Origin of the sequence: Ureibacillus sp. MALMAid1270, assembly GCF_049202975.1 — a bacterium.
In the GTDB taxonomy this organism is placed as follows: domain Bacteria; phylum Bacillota; class Bacilli; order Bacillales_A; family Planococcaceae; genus Ureibacillus.
Window position 1 is genome coordinate 1 of record NZ_JBMIRP010000065.1, and the last position, 20,725, is coordinate 20,725.

Sequence of the window (20,725 nt, forward strand, 5' to 3'; positions counted from 1 at the left end):
TCATTTGGACAAAATTGCTTGGATTTAATAAATTCTGTCTAAATAGAGGCTTCATTTGGACAAAATTGCTTGGATTTTATGGATTCTGTCTAAATAGAGGCTTCATTTGGACAAAATTGCTTGGATTTAATAAATTCTGTCTAAATAGAGGCTTCATTTGGACAAAATTGCTTGGATTTTATGGATTCTGTCTAAATAGAGGCTTCATTTGGACAAAATTGCTTGGATTTAATAAATTTTGTCTAAATAAGAGCTTCATTTGGACAAAATTGCTTGGATTTAATAAATTCTGTCAAAATAGAGGCTTCATTTGAACAATTTTATTTCGATTAAATGAATTCTGTCTAAATAAGCACTTTATTTTGACAACTTTGCTTGGCTTCATTGAATTCTGTCTAAAAAACAGCTCCTAAAAAAAAATCACTTCATCAAAAAAGTTGGTCCAGAAACAATTCGTTTCCGAACCAACCCTTATTTTATAACCACAAAGGTTACTTAGTTATTTTGCTTCAGTATCTTCAGCTTTTTCAGCAGGTAAGTAAGCTTGTAAAGCGTCTTTTAGATCTTCGTCTTTAATATCTACATTTGCAGCACGAACTAGTTCGATTAACTTATCATTAGCTTTACGACCAACGATAGTTTGACGAATTTCTGCTTCTTTTTCTTCAAATGCAGCGTAATCTTCAACTTCACGTTTGTCAGTTACTTCGATAATGTGGTAGCCATATGAACTTTTTACAGGCTTACTGATAGTGTTTAACTCTAGAGCGTAAGCAGCATCATTAAATTCTGTTACCATTTGACCAACAGAGAACCAACCAAGTTCGCCGCCATTAGCTGCAGAACCAGTATCTTTACTATATTCTTGAGCTACGGTAGCGAAATCTTCTCCAGCCTGAAGTTTTTTGTAAACTTCATCAGCAGTTTTTTCATCGTCTACTAAAATATGACGAGCATTTAATTCATATTTACCTTGCTCATATTGAGCTTTAACTTCTTCGTCTGTAACTGTTTTTTCTACATCTTCAGTTAACTTTTGGCTAAGCATACCAAGTTTTAACTCATCTAAATAAGACTCTTCTGTATACCCGTACATATTTAACATTGTTCCATATGATGCCCCGTAAGTTTCTTTGAATGCTTCGAATTCTGCATTCACATCCTCATCAGAAACTTTGTAAGAGTTTTCTAAAACTTGTTCTACAACAAATTGTTCGATCAATTTTTGACCTGCTACTGATTTTAATTCTTTGTAAAATTCTTCTTTTGTAATATCTCCGTACTCTGTTGAAACAACTACATCATCTGTAGCTTTTTCTGCATTGTCACTACAAGCAGCTAATGTAAGTACAGATGTAGCTAGTCCAAGTGCTAATATAGTTTTTTTCATGTAAGTTTTACCCCTCTAATTTCAAAATAAATGCAATAGATACTATAACATAAAACGGTTAAAAAACGAAATGGTTCCATGTTGAATGCCTAGGATTCAATAACACTTCCGCATAATATAGACACAGAAAGGAGGTGTTCATGAATGGGCAGTTCTTATAGCGGTGGTTACGGTAACGGTTCAGGATTCGCGCTAATAGTTGTTTTATTCATTCTATTAATAATTGTTGGTGCAGCGTTTATGTACTAATCGAATAAAACAAGAAAAAATAGAAATGCAAATCTCAGAAGAGCTAAAGGCTAATGTCTTTAGCTCTTTTGCATATAGTAATATATAAATTACATAGCTAAAGTAACTTCAATGTAGAATGATACTAATAAAATCGTTATAAGTAGGTTAATCGTACGGAAAATTTTGGGATGTCTTTCTTCAGGAATTTCTTTTTGCATAACTAGTGCATAAGTCATGCGGTTAATTTGGAATAAATAAAATAACGAGAATAGCACTATGACTAATAGTAGCAAGTCTATTCCTCCCCTCTTTCACTTCTTTTAAGCATATCAAAGGTTTAAAGCAGAAACAAGTTTGAGATTATTCGATATTAGGTGGTACTAAAATCTCATATCCCTTTGGTGTTTCCTCGATCATGGAATTGCGTGGAGCACGCAACAGGTTTTTTACATATAATATGTCCATTAAACAAATACTGCAATGATATGCAAGTAAAATACTAGAGTAGTGTGTATATGCTGGCAGGGAATAGGCTACATAAATCAAAATGGAATTAATTAAGATAAAAGGCAGTAATAAGACGAAAATATAATGTTTCTTTGGGATCATTGTTTTTATACGCATACGAATAATAGGAATGAATTGAAAGTCAACTTTAACCTTTAATTGTACGTTTCTTCGATATTGGAATAAGCCGAAATAATGGACTAATTTATGAATTGGGTACAACAAAATCGAACAGATGAAAAACAACCAAAAATAATTGTCAGAGTACTGGAGTGGATCTAAGTATCCAAAAATAATATATGAAAAAGAAAATACAATGACAAAAATAATGATAGACCAAAGTGTTAGACGAGTTGTCCCATATTCATGTTTTATGTTTATTGTTTTCCAACAATGCATTCAATTACCCCTTTTTTCGTCATCGTAAAAGTATTTTAAATGAAAGACAAAGGTTACGCCACATAAAAACAATGGATTTTGAAAAATAGCTGGCAAATAAAAAAAAGAGTGCATTACACACTCTCAATCTATCTATCTTACAATCATTTCTTTTTCTTTTTCATGAATTTCATCGAACACATCTTTATAATTTTGATATGAACGTTCAAAGATCTCTACGAAATCATCCCCATAAATGTTTCGAATTACTGCCATTACGTCTAAGAACTCTGGGAATCTACCATACAATTCTTTTAACGGTAGAGAACCATCTAAGATAGTGTGTGGAGTATCAAGATAATGTTTGTTCATTTTAATGATGAGCTCCGAGCCAGCTTCTGTCAGTTCAATGTAGGTGTTTCTCTTATCATCATCACGTTTTGAAAATTTTAAATATCCACGTTCTTCTAATTTCTTTGAGAAATTAAATGCAGTTGAGACATGCATTACTCCAAATCTAGCAACATCTGAAATAGATGCGCCTTTTAAGTGATAGGAGATCCACAAAATATGATGTTCGTTAATGTTTAAGTCAAATGGTTTAATCCACAGCTGCCAGTCTTTTTCAACAGCTTTCCATAGTGCTTTAGATAAATGACCAATTCTTTGACTATAAAGCATTGCCTCTTTTATTGAATACATTTCTTCAGACAAAGGAATCACCTTCTTCTTTCATGGCATTTTAAAATATTATACCAATAAAGAAAAAAAGTTTAAAGTTAGAAAAATTAAATAATTTAAAATAGATTAATAAATATTATTATTATGCGAATTTCAATAGAAAAATATTAAATTTATTTACATTTTTAGATACTAATGCCTATGAGAAAAAAGGTGATAAAAGCTATTTTTTATTCAATTCGTTTAAATTTTGCTCGATTTCAGCAATAGAATTCTGTAAACTATCCATTTCTTCTTTTAGTTTCGTTGCATCTGGTTCGATCTCTTGTGAATAATTGGATATTGATGATTTTAAATCTGAAATTATTTTAGGTATATTATTTTTCGCTTCGTTTTTTAAGTTCACAACAGAATTCTTTAAAGTAATTACTTGTTCTTTTAAATCCTGAAGATTTTCTTTTGTTGATTTAGCATTTCGTACGATATTCGATCTAAGTTGTTCACCTGATTGAGGAGCTGCCATGATTGCTGTTGCCAAACCTCCAACTAGACCTACTGTTACCCCTAAAAAGAATGTTTTTGCTTTCATTTCATTCATCTCCTTACAAAGTTACTTTGTGTTATATTTTTGAAAATTATGAATCCTTGTTTTTATCATATACTATTCCTTCTAAAAAATATAAAAAAAAAACTATCTAAGTTCATTAGATAGTTTTAGTTTCATCAATTATTAAGCTGGTGTTACAGCAGTTTTGAATTTTGAACGTTTTAATATGTTTGTGATGATTGGGAAGATGATGATAAATGCCACTGCATTCATCGCCACAGCTGGTAATACTACAATTTTATATAGTAAGTCAAATGCTTCAGGCAGACCACTAAGTAATAATGCAGATGTTAGGAAGATAGCACCTGATAAAAGTGTACCTAAACCAACAAGTACCACACCAACCACAATGTTATTAGCTAAATGTCTTAATGCAAGGACAACTACTAGAAATACTAAACCAGTTATAATCTTATCGATAATGTTTGGAAATAATCCGCCAGGGAACGTTGTAAATAATCCCGATAAAATACCAGTTACTAAAGAAATTGAAAATGCTTCTTTAAACGTAGGGAATAAAAAGATTCCAATAAACATCATCGTTAACATAAAGTCTGGCTTCATACCGTTACCATAGCCAGGTATAACAAAGTACAACACAGTACCAACACCTACAAGAAGTGCCATTAAAACAAGATTTTTCGTATTCAATTCTCATCTCTCCTCTAACTTTTCTAAGCTCATAGACATTTCCTAACGTGTTCTCATAACCGTTAGCGAAATATAAAACTGATTTTATAATGATTAGATATATTTTGCAACCTTATTTAATAGAATATTTAATAGAAAACTAACTTAATATTATTGATTTAATTTTTCGCGAATTTGTTCTCCAACTGATTTTAAAACATCTTGAGTAAACTCACTTTGTTTTGTTTCCCATTTCACCTTTAAGCCATCTGTTTCATCATAGCGTGGGATAAAGTGAAGATGATAATGGAAAACAGTTTGACCTGCAAAAGATCCATTATTGTTAATTGTATTCATCCCTTGTGGATTAAATGCTGATTGAATAGCATTTGCAATTTTTGGAGCAGCAGCATATAAGTTTCTTGCAACATCTTCAGGCATTTCTAAAAGATCTTTTACATGTTGTTTTGGTACAAGTAAAGTATGTCCTTTTGTTAAAGGCGCAACATCCATAAAAGCATACACATGCTCATCTTCGTAAATTTTTGTACTTGGAATGGAACCATCAATTATTTTACAGAAAATACAATCTGACATAAAAAACATCCTTTCATGACAAGTTTTGTATTCATTTTAGCATATAAAAACTGATTCCATTCACAATTTTTGCTAAACTAAACTTAAGAATAGGAGTGAAGCGTAAATGGCAGTGTTAGAATTAACAAATGTAACTGGCGGCTATACGAGAAAACCAGTCATAAGAGATTTAAACTTTTCAATTGGACAAGGGGAACTAGTAGGTTTAATCGGACTAAATGGAGCAGGTAAAAGTACTACTATTAAACATATTATCGGTACACTGATTCCTCAACAAGGTGACATTAAAATCAATGGTATTACGCTAAAACAAGACATTGATGCATATCGTTCCTCTTTTTCATATATTCCAGAAACACCTGTTTTGTACGATGAACTAACATTAAAGGAACATTTAGAGTTAACTGCCATGGCTTATGGATTAGATGAAAAGACGATGAAGGAAAGAGCGAGCAGACTGCTAAGTGAATTCCGAATGGAGAAAAGGTTGAATTGGTTTCCTTCCCATTTTTCAAAAGGGATGAGACAAAAAGTGATGATTATGTGTGCATTCTTAGTGAATCCACATTTATATATTATTGATGAGCCATTTGTTGGACTTGATCCACTAGGTATTCAGTCTTTACTTGATCAAATGGATGAAAAGAAGCGAGAAGGCGCATCTATTTTAATGTCTACTCACATTTTATCGACTGCTGAAAAACATTGTGATCGAATTATTTTACTTCACGATGGCCGTGTACGTGCTCAAGGGACAATGGAAGATTTAAGAACAGCCTTCAATATGCCAAATGCGACCCTAGATGACTTGTACATTGCGATGACAAAGGAGCAAGACCATGAATAACTTGTCACAAATCTGGTCGAAGAGGTTTACTCATTATTTAAATGAAGTGCAAAAATATATGCGCTTTGTATTTACTGGTCATTTGGCAATAGTATTGGTCTTTGTAATTGGTTCCGTAGGTTATCAATATAGTGAATGGCTGAAAGTTATAGAAACCAGTTTTCCAGCAGAATGGGTAATAGCGGTATTGGTCGGTGTGGTATCGGCATTTAGTCGACCTACGACACTTTTACGTGAACCGGACCAAGTGTATTTATTACCATTAGAGACAAAGATGGGATTCTACTTTAAAAAGGCTCAGCAATGGACCTTCTTTTCACAAGTGGGTTTAGCAGCGGTTCTATATATTGTATCGATTCCTTTGTTAAATAGAGTAACAGATTTATCATCAACACAGATTTGGATAGGGTTACTTATTATTATTCTTTTGAAGTTATTGAATGTGCGAATTGAATTTAACTTTAGATATGCACTAAGGGGAAAATGGGTTTTCATAGACCGAATCATAAGAATAGTATTTTCAATTGTAGCAATCCAATCTGTACTAACTCAAAACTATCTGCTCATGATTGTTTATTTACTACTATTAATAGTTTATAACTTTACATGGAAGAAAAGTGGTCAAGAACAACCAATACCTTACGAACATTTTGTAAAACTAGAACAAAATCGTATGATGGCGTTTTATCGTTTTGCTAATTACTTTACAGATGTTCCTCATTTAAGAGGGGCAATACGTCGAAGAGCATGGCTCAATTTTATGTACCTACTCGTTCCATATACAAAAAACAATACTCAAGGATATTTAGTTTTCCGGACATTTATCCGTACAGATGATCACTTTTATCTATGGGTAAGACTGACGGCCATTTCATCAATTATTGCAGCCTTTGTAAATATACCAGTTGTTATATTAATTGTAGTTGCTGCATTATCTTTTGCGACAACGATTCAATTAAAATATGCGCTATTATCATCAAAAGAATTTCGTATGGACATGCTGTTTCCAGTGGATACGAGTTTACGAACGAAGGCTGTTCATAAATTGATTCGTACATTTGTATTCTTACAAGCGGTAATTGTGTTAATTTGCTCAATGGGAGATTCATTATTTTATTTACCGCCAATATTAATCCTAATAGTAAGTGAACTAACATTTTATTTATCAAAAAATCCAAATAATCGTTAAACCATAAACTAGCTATGAACTGCCCTTTAGTTGTTAGATACAATCTAATTGGGGCAGTTCATTTTGTAAATTAAATTGTAGAAACCAATAAAAATTGAACATCTGATAAACTATCATTCCACCAGTAATGAAGTTTACTAGACTCAAACATCATCGATTCATTTTCATGTAATTCAAAAACTTTCCCTTCAATGGAAAGGGTTAAAACACCCGTTAGAACATAAATAAATTCAAAGCCTTTATGAGTGAACTCATTTCCGACATTTTCTTTAGGTCTCAATGTTACTAAGATTGGATGGAAAGTGGCGCCTTTAATATTCCGTGACAAATCCTCATAAAAAAAGGGAAACTCACTTTCTCTATTCTCTTGCTTTGAGTTTTGGAAAAAAATACTTGGATTTACATGAAGGGCGTCGCTAATTTTTCTTAAAGATTCTAATGTTACATTGCATTTGTTTCTTTCTACTTGAGAAAGAAAGCTTATGGATACTCCTGTTTTTTCTGAGAGCGCTTTCAAAGTCATTTTATGTTTTTTACGCAGTTTTCGAAGCTGTTCCCCGATTGTCATTTTTTACACACCCCTGTATTTACTATAAAAATTATACTTTAGCAAACTTTACTACACAAAGTAAAAATTCATATTGACCGAAAATTCCAAACAATGTAATAATTGATTTATAAATTTAAGTGTCACTTCAATTTTACATGATTTTGGATTTACTTTTCATTCATTCATATTTTAGTGATACTTCAACTTATCTTACAGGGGGATGTTAAATGAGCAAGGGTCAAATGAGAAGAGTATGGATTGCTAGTTTAGTAGGAAGTTCAATTGAATGGTTTGACTATTTTCTTTATGGAACTGTCGCAGCGTTAGTGTTTAACCAAGCGTTTTTTGCTGCAGAGGATCCTACAGTGGGGTTAATGTTAGCGTATGCATCGTTTGCATTAGCATTCTTTATTCGTCCATTAGGTGGAGTTATTTTCGGTTACGTTGGGGACCGAATTGGACGTAAAAAAACATTAGTAATGACTCTAACAATTATGGGAGTTGCAACTGTTTTAATGGGACTACTCCCGACTTATCAAGCGATTGGTGTAGCAGCACCCATTATATTAATTACGTTACGTTTAGTTCAAGGACTTGGAATTGGTGGTGAATGGGGCGGTTCAGTTTTACTTGCAGTAGAATATGCTCCAAAAAACAAACGTGGTTTTTACGGTGCCTTCCCACAAATGGGAGTTACAATTGGGATGTTCTTAGGCTCAGGGGCGCTTACATTTATTACATCGGTAGTATCTCCTGAGGCGTTTGTAGCATGGGGTTGGCGTATTCCGTTTATTGCAAGTGCATTATTAGTTGTATTTGGACTATGGATTCGTAAAGGGATTGACGAAACACCTTCGTTTAAACGAGTTCAAGAATCGGGCGAAACAGCAAGATTGCCGTTTGTAGACATATTTAAAACGCAATGGAAAGAAGTATTGATTGCAGTAGGTGGTAAAGTAGTTGAAACAGCACCATTCTACATTTTTGCAACGTTTATCGTTTCTTATGGTACAAAAAATTTAGGATTTACAAGTACACAGGTTCTTGTAGTAGTAATGATTGCAACAATTATTACGACGATTCTTATGCCATTTATGGGTGGGTTATCAGATAAAATTGGCCGTAAAAAAGTGTACATTTATGGAATAGTTGCTATGTTACTATACGCATTCCCGTATTTCTGGTTATTGGAACAAAGAACATTTACTACTTTACTAATTGCAACAGTGTTAGGTTTAGGGGTTATCTGGGCGCCGATTACTGCTGTATTAGGAACAATGTTCTCTGAAATCTTTGATGCAAAAGTACGTTATACAGGGGTATCGTTAGGATACCAAATTGGTGCAGCTGTTGCAGGTGGTACAGCGCCATTAATTGCAACTGCTTTACTAGTTCAATTCAATAATTCATATGTTCCCGTGGCACTTTATATTATGTTAACTTCAGTTATTTCTTTAATTGCAGTTTTAGCGGTTAAAGAAAGAAGTAACCAAGAACTAGACGAATTCAGTGAAGTACAAACAAGTTCGAATCAGGATGTGAAGGTGAGAGAAAAAACTACAATTCATTAAAATTGTAGCAATGAATAAGCAACGGAGAGTGTAGATAATAATGATTGTTTTAAATCAAGAAGAAATTATGAAATTTTATACGATGGAAGAGGCGATTAGAGATGTTCGTGATACGTTAATTGCAAAAGTGGAGGGAAAAGTTCAATCACCACACCGGACAGTATTAGAATTCCCTGAGCAAAGCGCATCTTCGATTTATATGCCTAGTAGCGATCTGGAGGGGAATGTTGCAGCTGTAAAGGTTGTGACGATTTTTCCTGAAAATCCATCAAAAGGGTTACCAACGACGCAAGGAATTATTGTGTTAACGAGTACGGATAACGGGGAACATTTAGCTGTCATGAATGCATCTTATTTAACAAGGTTGCGCACAGGGGCAATGACAGCTTTAGCAACGGATTCCCTTGCCAAAAAAGACGCATCAGTGTTAACAGTTGTCGGAACAGGTGGAATGGCGTTTGAACAAACAATAGGAATATTAGCTGTTCGCCGGATTGAAAAGATTCTTCTATTTAATAGAACAGTTGAAAAAGCGCATAGTTTTGCCCAAAAGCTACAAGACTTTGGTGTTGATGTGGAAATTGAGATTGCTAATGGAGTAAATGATGCTGTTAATAACGCAGATATCGTTTGCTGTGCTACAAAGTCACATACTCCTGTATTTAATGGTGAGTATTTAAAGGCAGGTACACATGTGATTGGAGTAGGTTCTTATTTACCTCATATGCATGAAATTGACCAAACGACAATTACGAGAGCTTCTAAAATTGTTGTAGATGATTTGCATGGCGCTAAAGACGAGGCCGGAGAACTTATGAATGCCGAACAAAAAGGTATTTGGTCTTTTGATGAGGTGTATGGTGAGTTGGAATCAATCGTTAGTGGTGAGAAAAAAGGGCGCGAGAATGATGATGAAATTACGTTCTTTAAATCAGTAGGAGCTTCCTATTATGATTTAGCGGTTGCTAAAGGAGTTTATCAAAAGGCGATAAGGGATAACTTAGGGTTAAGTATTGAGATTTAATAATAATAATAATAATAATAATAATAAATGGAATTGAAACCGCCATAATATCAGCTTATTTAGAAATTAAAAAACACGGGATGATCTCGAAAGTGTATCTTTCAAGATTATCCCATTTTCACTTCTTTTCAGGTAATTTTCCAGAATAAGTAGAAACGTAACTTGCGGCATTGAAAATATTTTGCTTTTTTACACCGAGTTCTGGTGTAGGTTTTGAATGCGCCTTAGCAAATGAGTTGGACTCTTTCCAAGAATCAAATGCTTGTTTACTTTCCCACTGCGTTAATACGATGTAAATTTCGGATTTAATCGGTCTTAACAAACGAAATGCGATAAAGCCAGGCATTTTTTCAATTTCTCGTGAACGGCTTAAAAAACGTTGTTCAAAAAGAGGTCTTCCTTCGTCAGCAACGGGAATATTGTTAAAAACAAAGAAACCCTTTTGCTCAATTTGATTCACTGAATCGATTACTTCAAACTTACGAGGAGATGCAAACACTGTTTTCTTTTCTGTTTCGTGTAAAAGCACTGTACTTTCCGATCCATATAAAATAAACATGTTTTCCTTCTCGTATTTCTTCAAAACTGTCTCCATATAATCAGGTGTTCCAGAAGTTAAGTAAATATACATGTTAAAGCCCCCTAATTTCATTATCAAAATTTCCCTCATATTATTTCTATTAACATAAACCAAAATTCTTTACTTCAAACGCAAGCCAGCTGTATAAAACCGCAAAATTATACTTTTTTTTTCACCTATTCGGATAGAAACATTCATTCCACTTCAAATAAAGTTAACATTATTTATGCAAAACTCTTTTATCTTGTCAAAGAAAGTGACTATAAAATTGAACATAGAAGAACAAATTTATGACAATTGACCGAGAAAACTATACAATATTATAGTAAAAGTTTATATTGATAAACGGATAGCAATAGTAAAGTTTATTTAATTCGAATTTTTCTATGAAAAGAAAAAGTATTAAAAGTAATTTAAGCACTATTAACGAAAAACTTGAGGGGCAGGTACTAATTTAATGAGAGAGATTAACGATACATTACTGCGTGCTGCAAAGGGGGAAAGAACTGAGTATACGCCAGTATGGTATATGAGACAAGCAGGACGTTCGCAGCCAGAATATAGAGCACTTAAAGAGAAATACTCTTTAGAGGAAATTACTCTACAACCTGAATTATGTGCATACGTAACACGTTTACCTGTAGAAACGTATGATGTTGATGCTGCAATATTATATAAAGATATTGTAACACCACTACCAGGTATCGGTGTCGATGTTAAGATTAAAGCGGGTGTTGGCCCAGTTATTTCGAACCCGATTCGAACGATTCAAGATATTGAAAAATTAGGTGAGTTCAACCCGAAAGCGCATACACCTTATGTATATGAAACAATCAAATTATTAACTGAAGAACAATTGAATGTTCCTTTAATCGGCTTTGCTGGTGCGCCATTTACATTAGCAAGTTACATGATTGAAGGAGGCCCTTCAAGAAGTTATGCAAAAACAAAATCATTAATGGTTTCAGAACCAGTTGCTTGGTTTGCATTAATGGATAAACTAGCGGATATGATTATTGCGGATATTGCTGCACAAGTTGAAGCAGGTGCAAAAGCAATCCAAATCTTTGACTCTTGGGTAGGTGCACTAAGTGTTGACGATTACCGAATCTTTATTAAACCAGTGATGACAAGAATTTTTGCTGAACTACAAAAAGAAAATGTTCCATTAATCCTATTCGGAGTAGGGGCAAGTCATTTAGTTAATGAATGGAATGATCTTGATGTGGACGTAGTAGGTTTGGATTGGCGTTTACCTATTCGTAAAGCACGTGAACGCGGTGTAACGAAAGCAGTTCAAGGAAATCTTGATCCTACACTACTACTAGCAAATTGGTCAGTAATCGAACAACGTACAAAAGATATTATCGATCAAGGCTTAGAAGTACCAGGACACATCTTTAACCTAGGTCATGGTGTATTCCCAGAAGTGGACCCAGCAGTCTTAAAACGATTAACAACATTTATACATGATTATAGTAGAGAAAGAATTGCACAATTAGGTCAATAAAATATAGAGGTGAACACATGAAACCGGTACGTGGATTATTAGTAATGGCATACGGAACGCCATACAAAGAAGAAGATATTGAAAGATATTACACACACATTCGTCATGGACGTAAGCCATCTGAAGAACATCTAGAAGATTTAAAAGAGCGTTATAAAGCAATTGGCGGTATTTCACCTCTTGCGAAAATGACTCAAAAACAAGCTGAAACATTACGTGACCGTCTAAATGAAGTACAAGATGAAGTAGAATATAAATTATTCATCGGTTTAAAACATATTGAACCATTTATCGAAGATGCAGTAGAAGCAATGGTGAATGAAGGAATTGAAGAGGCAGTTTCAATCGTTCTTGCACCACACTTCTCAACGTTCTCAATTAAAACTTACAACGGTCGTGCACAAGAAACAATCGATAAATTAGGTAGCTCTCTAAAACTTACATCAGTAGAAGCTTGGTACGATGAGCCTAAATTCATTGAGTATTGGAAACAAGCAGTGAATGCGGCGTTTGCTGAAATGGATGAAGAAGAACTTGAAAAAGCTTGCTTAATCGTTTCGAACCATTCACTACCAGAGAAAATTAAATTAGCTGGTGATCCATATGAAGAACAGTTAATCGAAACAGCCCGTTTAATCCAAGAAGCAACTGGTGTGAAAAATGTAGAAGTAGGTTGGCAATCAGCAGGTCAAACGCCAGAACCTTGGTTAGGACCAGATGTTCAAGATTTAACTCGTGAGCTATATGAACAAAAAGGATTCCGTTCATTTGTATATATTCCAGTTGGATTTGTAACAGAGCATTTAGAAGTTTTATATGATAATGATATTGAATGTAAAGTGGTATGTGAAGAATTAGGTGCGAATTACCGCCGTCCTCCAATGCCAAATACTCACCCATTGTTCATTGATGCAATGGTGGATGCGATTAATAAAAAGTTAGCGAACTAATACGGGAAGCGTGATGAGGGTGACTTTAGGTAGAAAGAAAGTTGCTGTGATAGGCGGTGGAATTACTGGCTTAACGGCAGCATACTACATGCAAAGATTGGCAAACGAACATAATTTGCCATTAGACATTATTTTAATCGAGTCTACTTTGCGTTTAGGTGGAAAAATTCATACTTTAAGAAAAGATGGTTTCATTATAGAAAGAGGACCAGAATCTTTTCTCGACTATTCCAATGATGTGCGCAATTTAGCTCGTGATTTAGGAATAGAAGATCAATTGGTACGTAACAATGATGGAAAAACTTACGTAGCAGTTGGCAATGGGTTATATCCAATTCCAACAAACTTTATACTTGGTGGACCACTTGGAGTCTCTACCTTCCTCACATCCGGTCTAATTTCAATTTCTGGCAAACTTCGTGCTGCTGGTGACTTAGTATTACCGAAAAGTGATTCAGCGGATGAACCAATCGGGGATTTCTTCCGTAGACGGTTTGGTAAAGAAGTGGTAGAAAACCTTGTGGAACCATTACTTGCTGGAACATTTGCAGGTGATATTGATCATTTAAGTATACAAGCGATGTTTCCTCATTTTCATGAACTGGAAAAACGACATCGCAGTCTTATTCTAGGAATGGGAAAATCAGATTCATCATTTGGAAGAAAAATTGATTCGTATCAAACATTCCAAAATGGTCTTGAAACTTTAATCGAAACAATTGAATCAAAGCTTGAAACAAAGAATGTGTTCAAAGGTGTTAAAGTTGAAAAAATAGAAAAAGAACAAGACCAGCTAAAAATCACCTTAAATAATATTTCACCTATTAAGTGTGATGCTGTCATTCTTACAACACCATTTAATACAGTGAAAGAAATCGTAAGTGATGTTAATTTACTAAATGAATTGCCTAATATGAAATACGCAACAATTGCAACTGTTACAATGGCTTTTAAGCAAGATCAAAAACAGATGGATAAAAAAGATGCAATGACATTTTACGTATCCAGAAATAGTGATTATGCAATAACTACATGTACTTGGTGTAATCATAAATGGAGTAATGTAGTACCTGAAGGGTATGATTTATTCCGAGCATATATCGGTCGTGTAGGGGATGAAGCGATCGTTGAGTTATCTGATACAGCGATTGAAAAAACGGTATTGGACGATTTGAGAAAATCAATCGGATTAACAGGTACACCAGAATTTACAGTTGTATCTCGTTGGAAAGAGTCCATGCCGCAATATGAGGTTGGTCACGAAACTCGTATGGAAACGTTGAAAAATAAGTTACATGAACAATATCCGAACATTTCTCTTGTAGGAAGCTCATACGAAGGGATTAGTATACCGGACTGTGTAGCACAAGGTAGAAAATCAGCGGAAGAAATGTTAGAGAATATATTTAAAAATCAAGTACAACCAAACTAAACATAATAAATTGAGGCGCTTCAAGATTCTTTGAAGCGCTTCATTTTGTATTAATGTTGTCGATTTTATTTCATTCAAACTTCACAAATAAGATGTATTATTTTTGTAAAGAGGTGATGGTGAAAATTGAAGAGAGTTTTAACTTACGTGCTAATATTTTGTTTGATTTTTTTAGTAGGGTGTTCTGAGAAGAGTTTACCGCCTATCAATCATAACCAATCATTTATAGCATCTATGAACATTTTAGAACCATCCATGACTTTTTATGATCAAACTGGTGAGGAAATTGCCCAATGGAAATTTGACAAAGCATATACAGGTGCTTTACTAATCCCAAATGATCGGGTTTTATTTTATGGGCATCAATTAACCGAAGCGGATATTTATGAACTTTCTTCTGGTAAGCATATTAAATCAATCGAAACCGGTGTAGGAGCAACAAACGCTTATTTTGATCAAGAACAAAAGCAATTCTTTATTACCAATAGTGAGACAAACTCAGTTTCTAGTTTTGACGATACCGGTACGAAACTAGGAGAATGTCAACTTGGTGACTATCCAATGTCCATGACTTCTTACAATGGTTTGTTATATATCATCAATTACAAAGATACTTCTTTATCAGTAGTAGATATAGATACAATGCACCTTCATGATGAATGGACAATTGAGGGCTCTTCGAATGGAATTTTAATCGTACCTGAAACAAATTCCGTGTGGATCGGGGGGCATGGTGAGGGCAATAAACCAAACCAAACGGTAGATGTATTCGATTTGAATAGTGGGAAATTGAAAGATCATATCGACGTATCCATTATGCCAGTTGGATTTTCAAGAAATGAAGATGAGGTCTACATCATAAACCACGGTGCGAATGAATTATACGCAACAAGTATAGAGGGAGAAACGTTGTGGTATAAAGAAATCGGCGCAAATCCATTTGCTGTTGCAACATTCCAGGATTTCGTTGTTGTAGCAGGTTACGATGATCATAAACTGTATTTCCTCAAAGACGATGAAATTATGAAAACAATTGATACAGGTAGCGGACCTTTTCAATTATTAGTAAGGGAGGTTTAATCATGACTACGGTTTTAATTGTTGATGATGAACAAGATATGCGTAATTTGATTGATGTCATGCTTTCCAAGTCTGGTATGAAAACAATCTCTGTAGAAAGTGGAATAGACGCATACTATGAAATTTCGAAAGGTGGCATTGACATTGTTTTATTGGATGTCATGATGGCTGGTGAAGATGGATTTACCGTATGTGAAAATATCCGGAACGTATCTCCCGTCCCTATTATCTTTTTAACAGCAAGAGATGCGAATGAAGATAAAGTAAGAGGGTTAACGATTGGTGGGGACGATTATATCGTAAAACCTTTTACGATTAGTGAACTAGTTGCTAGAATCCAGGCAGTTTTAAGAAGAACCTCTAACGTAGTGGATACAAAGGAACAGATATTACCTTACATAGAATGTGGGTCTGTAAAAATCGATGAAATCGCAAGAAAAGTTTATGTTAATAGTATGCCAGTTCCATTAACGTTGAAGGAATTTGAGCTATTACACTTATTTATGAAAAATCCCGATATTGTCTATACAAGAGAACAACTACTTGAAAACCTTTGGGGAATGGACTATGCAGGTGGGACAAGGACGGTAGACACCCATATAAAAACACTACGGCTAAAACTTGCAAAAGAATCACCGGAAGCAAGCGAACATATCCAAACAGTGTGGGGCGTTGGATACCGCTTTGAGAGATATCAATGAAGAAGTTATCTATTAAAATATGGTCACTCATCACTTTGTTTTTATTGATTACTGTAATTTTCATGGGGTTCTTTACTAATTTTTTATATGATCAGTTATATGTAAAAGATTCAGAGGAATCTATGATTGAAGTTGGTGAGCGGCTTCAGTCGAATTACAAAGGTGGCAAAGTAACAGACGAATTCGTTGAAAAAGTAGAGGATGTCAATAGGTACTCTATTTTCAATATATTTGCCGTTCGAAATCCAAAGGAACTAAGTGCTTGTGTCCCATTTGAAATTGATTATGATACATTAATTGGCCCAGAAGAGAGAAGTGACTTGTTAAAAGGTGAATCCGTTACGAAGATAGGATATGAAAAACGATTTGATCGGGAAGTAATCTCAGTTATTCTGCCACTGACAGATCAAAATCGTTTAGAAGGTATTATTTATATTTATTTCCCTCTTGAACGAATAACAGAGCTAGCAAACAAAGAAATGCTTATATTAATTGGAAGTATCGTATTGTTCTCGCTCATCATTGCATTTTTTGTCCATAAAGGGTTGCGACATATTATGCGACCATTAAACGAACTTCAGCTTGCGGTAGAAAAAATGTCTGATGGTAATTACGGAACGAGGGTAGAAGTTAAGTCAGAGGATGAAATAGGGAAACTTTCGAAAGCCTTTAATGAAATGGCAGCAGCCATCCAAAGAGAAGATAAAGACAAAAAAACGTTTTTAGCAACAGTCTCCCATGAACTTCGAACACCGATTAGTTATGTAAAAGGGTATAGCGAAGCCATCCAACATGATTTAATTGTCGGGAAAGAAAAAGAAGAAGCAATTCAACTAATACACCGTGAAGCAAATCGAATGGAACGACTTACAAATGAACTTCTACAATTAGCTCGAACGAGTAAAGAAACCGAGAAAATTGATATGTACCCGGTTGTGTTATCAGAGACCATTCGTGAAAGTGTTAATCTACTAAAAAATCAAGCGAAACAAAAAGAATTACAGATTGCTGTTGATGTGGATGAAGGGCTTATTGTGCAAGGTAATGATGAAAAGTTAATGCAGATTATGATCAATGTCATTGAAAATGCAATAAGATATTCACTTGAAAAAACAACCATTCGTGTACTAATACAGCAAATAGAAGGAAATGCTATGATTCAGGTAATCGACCACGGAATGGGTATTCCAGAAAGTGATTTACCACATATAACAGAGCCATTTTATCGGGTCAATAAAGCTAGAACCCGTGCAGATGGAGGAAGTGGTCTTGGCTTATCCATAGTAAAAGATATAGTGAAACAGCATGATGGAACATTAACGATTGATAGTGAGATTGGAAAAGGAACAACAGTAACTATAACAATACCTTTACTGGAGGAATAAAAATGAAAAAGTGGTTATTTAGTTTTGTGGCAGTACCATTTGTGCTTGTAGGATGTTCTTCAGGAGAGCAGACAGATCAAGCTGACTTAAATAATAGTGAAATCGATGTAGCTGCATTAGAAGTTAAAGTAGATATATTAACTCCTGAAAAAGTCGCTCTAAATGAAACAGTTGAATTAGCTGCTCATGTTCATCAAAATAATAAAAATTTAGACGATGCAACGGTGAAATTTGAAGTTTGGGAATCTGGCTATCGTGATGAGGGCCAAATGATTGAAGGAAAACTAGATGCGGATGGTGTTTATAAAGCAGAAACAACATTTGATCATGATGGGGTATATTTCATGTATGCTCACACAACAGCATCCAATGGTATGCATGTAATGCCGAAACAACAATTGGTAGTAGGTAATCCTGATATGAGTCGAGTGAAAGAAGATGATAGTGACGGCTCCATGATGGATATGGGAGAACATGGTGAACAGGACTCCACTGATACAGAACAACACGATCAAGATTCATCCGAAGATAGTACAGATCATAGTGGTCATTAATAAAACGAAAAAACCTCAAAGCTTGAGCGAGCTTTGAGGTTTTTTCATTATGGGGTAATTATGACAGTTTCTGAGTTTGTAAGCGATTTACTCATAGCTTCATATTTTGTTTAGTTCTGTGTGTAAGCGGTTGTTGAACTAAATTTATCTATTAAAGGGAGTCACATTTTTCGCAAGTGTTATCGTAGCATTCACATTGCTCTTCAATTTTATCTCCACATTGAACACATACTTTGTCAGGTAAGTTTTTGAAAAACTCCACAACATTTTCTAACATTTGAAATGTACCCCCTTTCGGTTATCTGTTATAACATAACTTCTTATTGATTTTCATTGTATTATAACAGATGGAATTCGTCAATATGAAAAATAGAAAATTAGAAAAATTTATTTTTGAGATTTTTTAAGGGATTTTGTAACAAATTTTTTTTAAAGAATCTAAAGGAGGAAGGATTGATCCGAACACCATTCTTTCGATGGGACAGCTATAGAAATTTTGGGAGTTCTCGTTGTACTTTTACGTTTGGAAAGAAACGAAAGAACGTATACAATAAAGGTGGTGTATACATTTACATAAATTGAATGAAATAACGAAAAAGGGGGGCATGAAAGTATGGAAAACCATCGTATTTTCATTGTTGAAGATGATCTTAAAATTGCAACGTTACTCGCTGATAAATTAAGAAAATATCAATACCAAGTAGAAGTCGTTGAAAACTTTGAGGAAATTGTCGAGGAGTGCTTAAATTTTGCCCCTCATATTATCCTATTAGATATTAATTTACCGACTTATGATGGGTATTACTGGTGCCGTCAATTAAGACAACATACAACCTGTCCAATTATCTTCATATCTGCAAGATCTGGAGAAATGGACCAAATTTTTGCATTAGAAAATGGTGGCGATGATTTCATCACAAAGCCATTCAACTATGAAATTGTACTAGCGAAAATTAAAAGTCATTTAAGAAGAACATATGGGGAGTATTCGGCACGCCAAGAAGAACGCACGATCAAGTTAGGGCAACTTACGCTTTATCTTGAACGAATGGAGCTAAACATAAAACAAGTTGATATCCCTCTTCAGAAAAAAGAGTGTATTATTTTGGAACTGTTAATGAGTCAATCACCTAAAGTTGTTACACGGGAGCATTTATTAGAAGAGTTATGGGATGACCAAGCTTTCGTCGATGAAAATACGTTGAACGTGAATATGACACGTGTACGTAAAAAGTTAGCAGAATATGATGTGACATCTGTTATAGAAACAGTTCGAGGTGCTGGTTATCGCTTTGTTCTTAGCCCGGAGGAAATGTAATGGGATTACGATTATTTATAAGGGAACATTTATCATTTATCATTTTTGAATTAATAGTTGTGTTCTTTATTTTTTCGTTATATTGGTTAGATGGATTTAGGAATATGAATACAGCTGTCTATTCCATCATCATAAGCATCATTTTATTAGTATCATTTCTTTCCGTTCGTTATTATATGCGTAAAAATTACTTAAATAAAATCACTCAAATGCCAAATGTGATGGAAGATGCACTACAAAAAAATGCAAAAACGGCTGAATACATTCAAACGGAACAATACATGCATGAACTGTATCATGTTTATCAAATGGAAGTACAGGAGTTATATGCCAATCAAAAACGACAAGATAAATTTCTTAACCAATGGATTCATCAGATGAAAACACCGATTTCTGTATTAGAACTACTTATTCAAAATGAAGGTCCTCTTGATAAGAAGAATGTGCAAGAGGAAGTAGATCGGCTAAGAAGAGGTTTAGAAATGGTTCTTGTTAATGCAAGAATTGAACGATTTGAAGAGGATATGCAAGTTGAAAGAGTTGGATTAAAAGCAATCGTAACCGAAACAATTAACGAACATAAACGTTTATTTATTACAAATCAGGTCTTTCCGGTCATTCAAATTGACGATTCTTTAACTGTTGCAAGTGATTCGAAATGGCTTAAATTTGTAATCAGTCAATTTATAACGAATGCCGTAAAATACACATTTGAACCGAATAAAAAAATCGTTATTTCTACAGAAGTAACAGATGGGACAGTACACTTACATATTCAAGATGAAGGGATTGGAATTCCAAAGTCAGATTTAACTCGTGTAACAAAAGCATTCTTTACTGGTGAAAATGGCCGTAAAACAGGAGAATCGACAGGGATGGGTTTATATTTAGCCAATGAAATCTGTTTAAAACTAGGACATAAATTAACCATTGAATCGGAAGTAAACAAGGGTACTACTGTCACTTTAACTTTTTAAGAGAAGCAAAACAATGACAAGAAGAGGGAGCCTTAT

24 protein-coding genes are annotated in these 20,725 nt (G+C 34.4%); 14 read left to right on the forward strand and 10 right to left on the reverse strand.

What is annotated here, in order from left to right; genetic code table 11:
- Positions 1-499: 499 nt before the first annotated feature.
- On the reverse strand, positions 500-1,390 hold the full coding sequence (locus tag ACOQFO_RS08585; RefSeq protein ID WP_421689270.1) for a peptidylprolyl isomerase: 891 nt from the start codon (positions 1,388-1,390) through the stop codon (positions 500-502).
- A 144-nt stretch (positions 1,391-1,534) separates the two neighbouring features.
- Between ACOQFO_RS08585 and ACOQFO_RS08590 the strand changes: the two genes are divergently transcribed.
- A complete protein-coding gene (locus tag ACOQFO_RS08590) occupies positions 1,535-1,639 on the forward strand; it encodes a YjcZ family sporulation protein (RefSeq protein ID WP_421689271.1) in 105 nt (34 codons plus the stop codon).
- 89 nt (positions 1,640-1,728) lie between these two features.
- Here the strand turns inward: ACOQFO_RS08590 and ACOQFO_RS08595 are convergent, their stop codons facing one another.
- The 6 genes from ACOQFO_RS08595 to ACOQFO_RS08620 all read right to left on the reverse strand — a co-directional run bounded on the left by ACOQFO_RS08595 (position 1,729) and on the right by ACOQFO_RS08620 (position 5,021).
- Positions 1,729-1,914: a hypothetical protein gene (locus ACOQFO_RS08595; protein ID WP_421689272.1), complete on the reverse strand. Its 186-nt coding sequence runs from the start codon at positions 1,912-1,914 to the stop codon at positions 1,729-1,731.
- A 67-nt stretch (positions 1,915-1,981) separates the two neighbouring features.
- A complete protein-coding gene (locus tag ACOQFO_RS08600; RefSeq protein WP_421689273.1) occupies positions 1,982-2,527 on the reverse strand; it encodes a DUF3267 domain-containing protein in 546 nt (181 codons plus the stop codon).
- Positions 2,528-2,659: 132 nt separating this feature from the next.
- Positions 2,660-3,226 (reverse strand): HTH-type transcriptional regulator Hpr, encoded by a 567-nt coding sequence (locus ACOQFO_RS08605; protein ID WP_421689320.1) that lies wholly within the window; start codon positions 3,224-3,226, stop codon positions 2,660-2,662.
- Positions 3,227-3,410: 184 nt separating this feature from the next.
- A complete protein-coding gene (locus tag ACOQFO_RS08610; protein ID WP_421689274.1) occupies positions 3,411-3,776 on the reverse strand; it encodes a YtxH domain-containing protein in 366 nt (121 codons plus the stop codon).
- Between the two features lie 141 nt (positions 3,777-3,917).
- Complete coding sequence (locus ACOQFO_RS08615) at positions 3,918-4,445, reverse strand: tryptophan transporter (RefSeq protein WP_421689275.1); 528 nt, start codon at positions 4,443-4,445, stop codon at positions 3,918-3,920.
- Positions 4,446-4,595: 150 nt separating this feature from the next.
- The gene (locus tag ACOQFO_RS08620; RefSeq protein WP_421689276.1) at positions 4,596-5,021 is read right to left on the reverse strand and encodes an HIT family protein; all 426 of its coding nucleotides are present in this window, start codon (positions 5,019-5,021) and stop codon (positions 4,596-4,598) included.
- Between the two features lie 106 nt (positions 5,022-5,127).
- Between ACOQFO_RS08620 and ACOQFO_RS08625 the strand changes: the two genes are divergently transcribed.
- Positions 5,128-5,868: an ABC transporter ATP-binding protein gene (locus ACOQFO_RS08625; protein WP_421689277.1), complete on the forward strand. Its 741-nt coding sequence runs from the start codon at positions 5,128-5,130 to the stop codon at positions 5,866-5,868.
- Positions 5,861-7,057, forward strand: coding sequence for an ABC transporter permease (locus tag ACOQFO_RS08630; protein ID WP_421689278.1), 1,197 nt, complete (start codon positions 5,861-5,863; stop codon positions 7,055-7,057). Before ACOQFO_RS08625 ends, ACOQFO_RS08630 begins: the two co-directional genes overlap by 8 nt.
- 70 nt (positions 7,058-7,127) lie before the next feature.
- Here ACOQFO_RS08630 and ACOQFO_RS08635 read toward each other — a convergent pair whose 3' ends face one another.
- Positions 7,128-7,625 (reverse strand): helix-turn-helix domain-containing protein, encoded by a 498-nt coding sequence (locus ACOQFO_RS08635; protein ID WP_421689279.1) that lies wholly within the window; start codon positions 7,623-7,625, stop codon positions 7,128-7,130.
- A 209-nt stretch (positions 7,626-7,834) separates the two neighbouring features.
- Here ACOQFO_RS08635 and ACOQFO_RS08640 point away from each other — a divergent pair, with 209 nt between their 5' ends.
- On the forward strand, positions 7,835-9,178 hold the full coding sequence (locus ACOQFO_RS08640; RefSeq protein ID WP_421689280.1) for an MFS transporter: 1,344 nt from the start codon (positions 7,835-7,837) through the stop codon (positions 9,176-9,178).
- 40 nt (positions 9,179-9,218) lie between these two features.
- Entirely contained in the window at positions 9,219-10,202 is a 984-nt protein-coding gene (locus ACOQFO_RS08645; RefSeq protein WP_421689281.1) for an ornithine cyclodeaminase family protein, read from the forward strand.
- A 118-nt stretch (positions 10,203-10,320) separates the two neighbouring features.
- Here ACOQFO_RS08645 and ACOQFO_RS08650 read toward each other — a convergent pair whose 3' ends face one another.
- Complete coding sequence (locus ACOQFO_RS08650; protein WP_421689282.1) at positions 10,321-10,833, reverse strand: antibiotic biosynthesis monooxygenase family protein; 513 nt, start codon at positions 10,831-10,833, stop codon at positions 10,321-10,323.
- Between the two features lie 406 nt (positions 10,834-11,239).
- Between ACOQFO_RS08650 and hemE the strand changes: the two genes are divergently transcribed.
- The 7 genes from hemE to ACOQFO_RS08685 all read left to right on the forward strand — a co-directional run bounded on the left by hemE (position 11,240) and on the right by ACOQFO_RS08685 (position 18,394).
- Positions 11,240-12,292, forward strand: coding sequence for a uroporphyrinogen decarboxylase (gene hemE / locus ACOQFO_RS08655; protein WP_421689283.1), 1,053 nt, complete (start codon positions 11,240-11,242; stop codon positions 12,290-12,292).
- Between the two features lie 17 nt (positions 12,293-12,309).
- Positions 12,310-13,242 carry a ferrochelatase gene (gene hemH / locus ACOQFO_RS08660; protein WP_421689284.1) on the forward strand — a complete coding sequence of 311 codons (933 nt, stop codon included), beginning with the start codon at positions 12,310-12,312 and terminating at the stop codon, positions 13,240-13,242.
- 13 nt (positions 13,243-13,255) lie between these two features.
- Positions 13,256-14,674 carry a protoporphyrinogen oxidase gene (gene hemY / locus ACOQFO_RS08665; protein WP_421689285.1) on the forward strand — a complete coding sequence of 473 codons (1,419 nt, stop codon included), beginning with the start codon at positions 13,256-13,258 and terminating at the stop codon, positions 14,672-14,674.
- A 126-nt stretch (positions 14,675-14,800) separates the two neighbouring features.
- Positions 14,801-15,754 (forward strand): YncE family protein, encoded by a 954-nt coding sequence (locus tag ACOQFO_RS08670; RefSeq protein WP_421689286.1) that lies wholly within the window; start codon positions 14,801-14,803, stop codon positions 15,752-15,754.
- 2 nt (positions 15,755-15,756) lie between these two features.
- Positions 15,757-16,455, forward strand: a complete 699-nt coding sequence (locus tag ACOQFO_RS08675) for a response regulator transcription factor (protein ID WP_421689287.1) — start codon at positions 15,757-15,759, stop codon at positions 16,453-16,455.
- The gene (locus tag ACOQFO_RS08680; RefSeq protein ID WP_421689288.1) at positions 16,452-17,840 is read left to right on the forward strand and encodes a sensor histidine kinase; all 1,389 of its coding nucleotides are present in this window, start codon (positions 16,452-16,454) and stop codon (positions 17,838-17,840) included. Before ACOQFO_RS08675 ends, ACOQFO_RS08680 begins: the two co-directional genes overlap by 4 nt.
- A gap of 2 nt (positions 17,841-17,842) precedes the next feature.
- On the forward strand, positions 17,843-18,394 hold the full coding sequence (locus ACOQFO_RS08685; RefSeq protein ID WP_421689289.1) for a FixH family protein: 552 nt from the start codon (positions 17,843-17,845) through the stop codon (positions 18,392-18,394).
- Positions 18,395-18,545: 151 nt separating this feature from the next.
- Here the strand turns inward: ACOQFO_RS08685 and yhfH are convergent, their stop codons facing one another.
- Entirely contained in the window at positions 18,546-18,671 is a 126-nt protein-coding gene (gene yhfH, locus ACOQFO_RS08690) for a protein YhfH (RefSeq protein WP_421689290.1), read from the reverse strand.
- Positions 18,672-19,007: 336 nt separating this feature from the next.
- On the opposite strand from yhfH, the gene ACOQFO_RS08695 reads away from it, so the two are divergent.
- Both ACOQFO_RS08695 and ACOQFO_RS08700 read left to right on the forward strand, forming a co-directional pair.
- Positions 19,008-19,712, forward strand: a complete 705-nt coding sequence (locus ACOQFO_RS08695; RefSeq protein ID WP_421689291.1) for a response regulator transcription factor — start codon at positions 19,008-19,010, stop codon at positions 19,710-19,712.
- A complete protein-coding gene (locus ACOQFO_RS08700; protein WP_421689292.1) occupies positions 19,712-20,689 on the forward strand; it encodes a sensor histidine kinase in 978 nt (325 codons plus the stop codon). Before ACOQFO_RS08695 ends, ACOQFO_RS08700 begins: the two co-directional genes overlap by 1 nt.
- Positions 20,690-20,725: the final 36 nt, after the last annotated feature.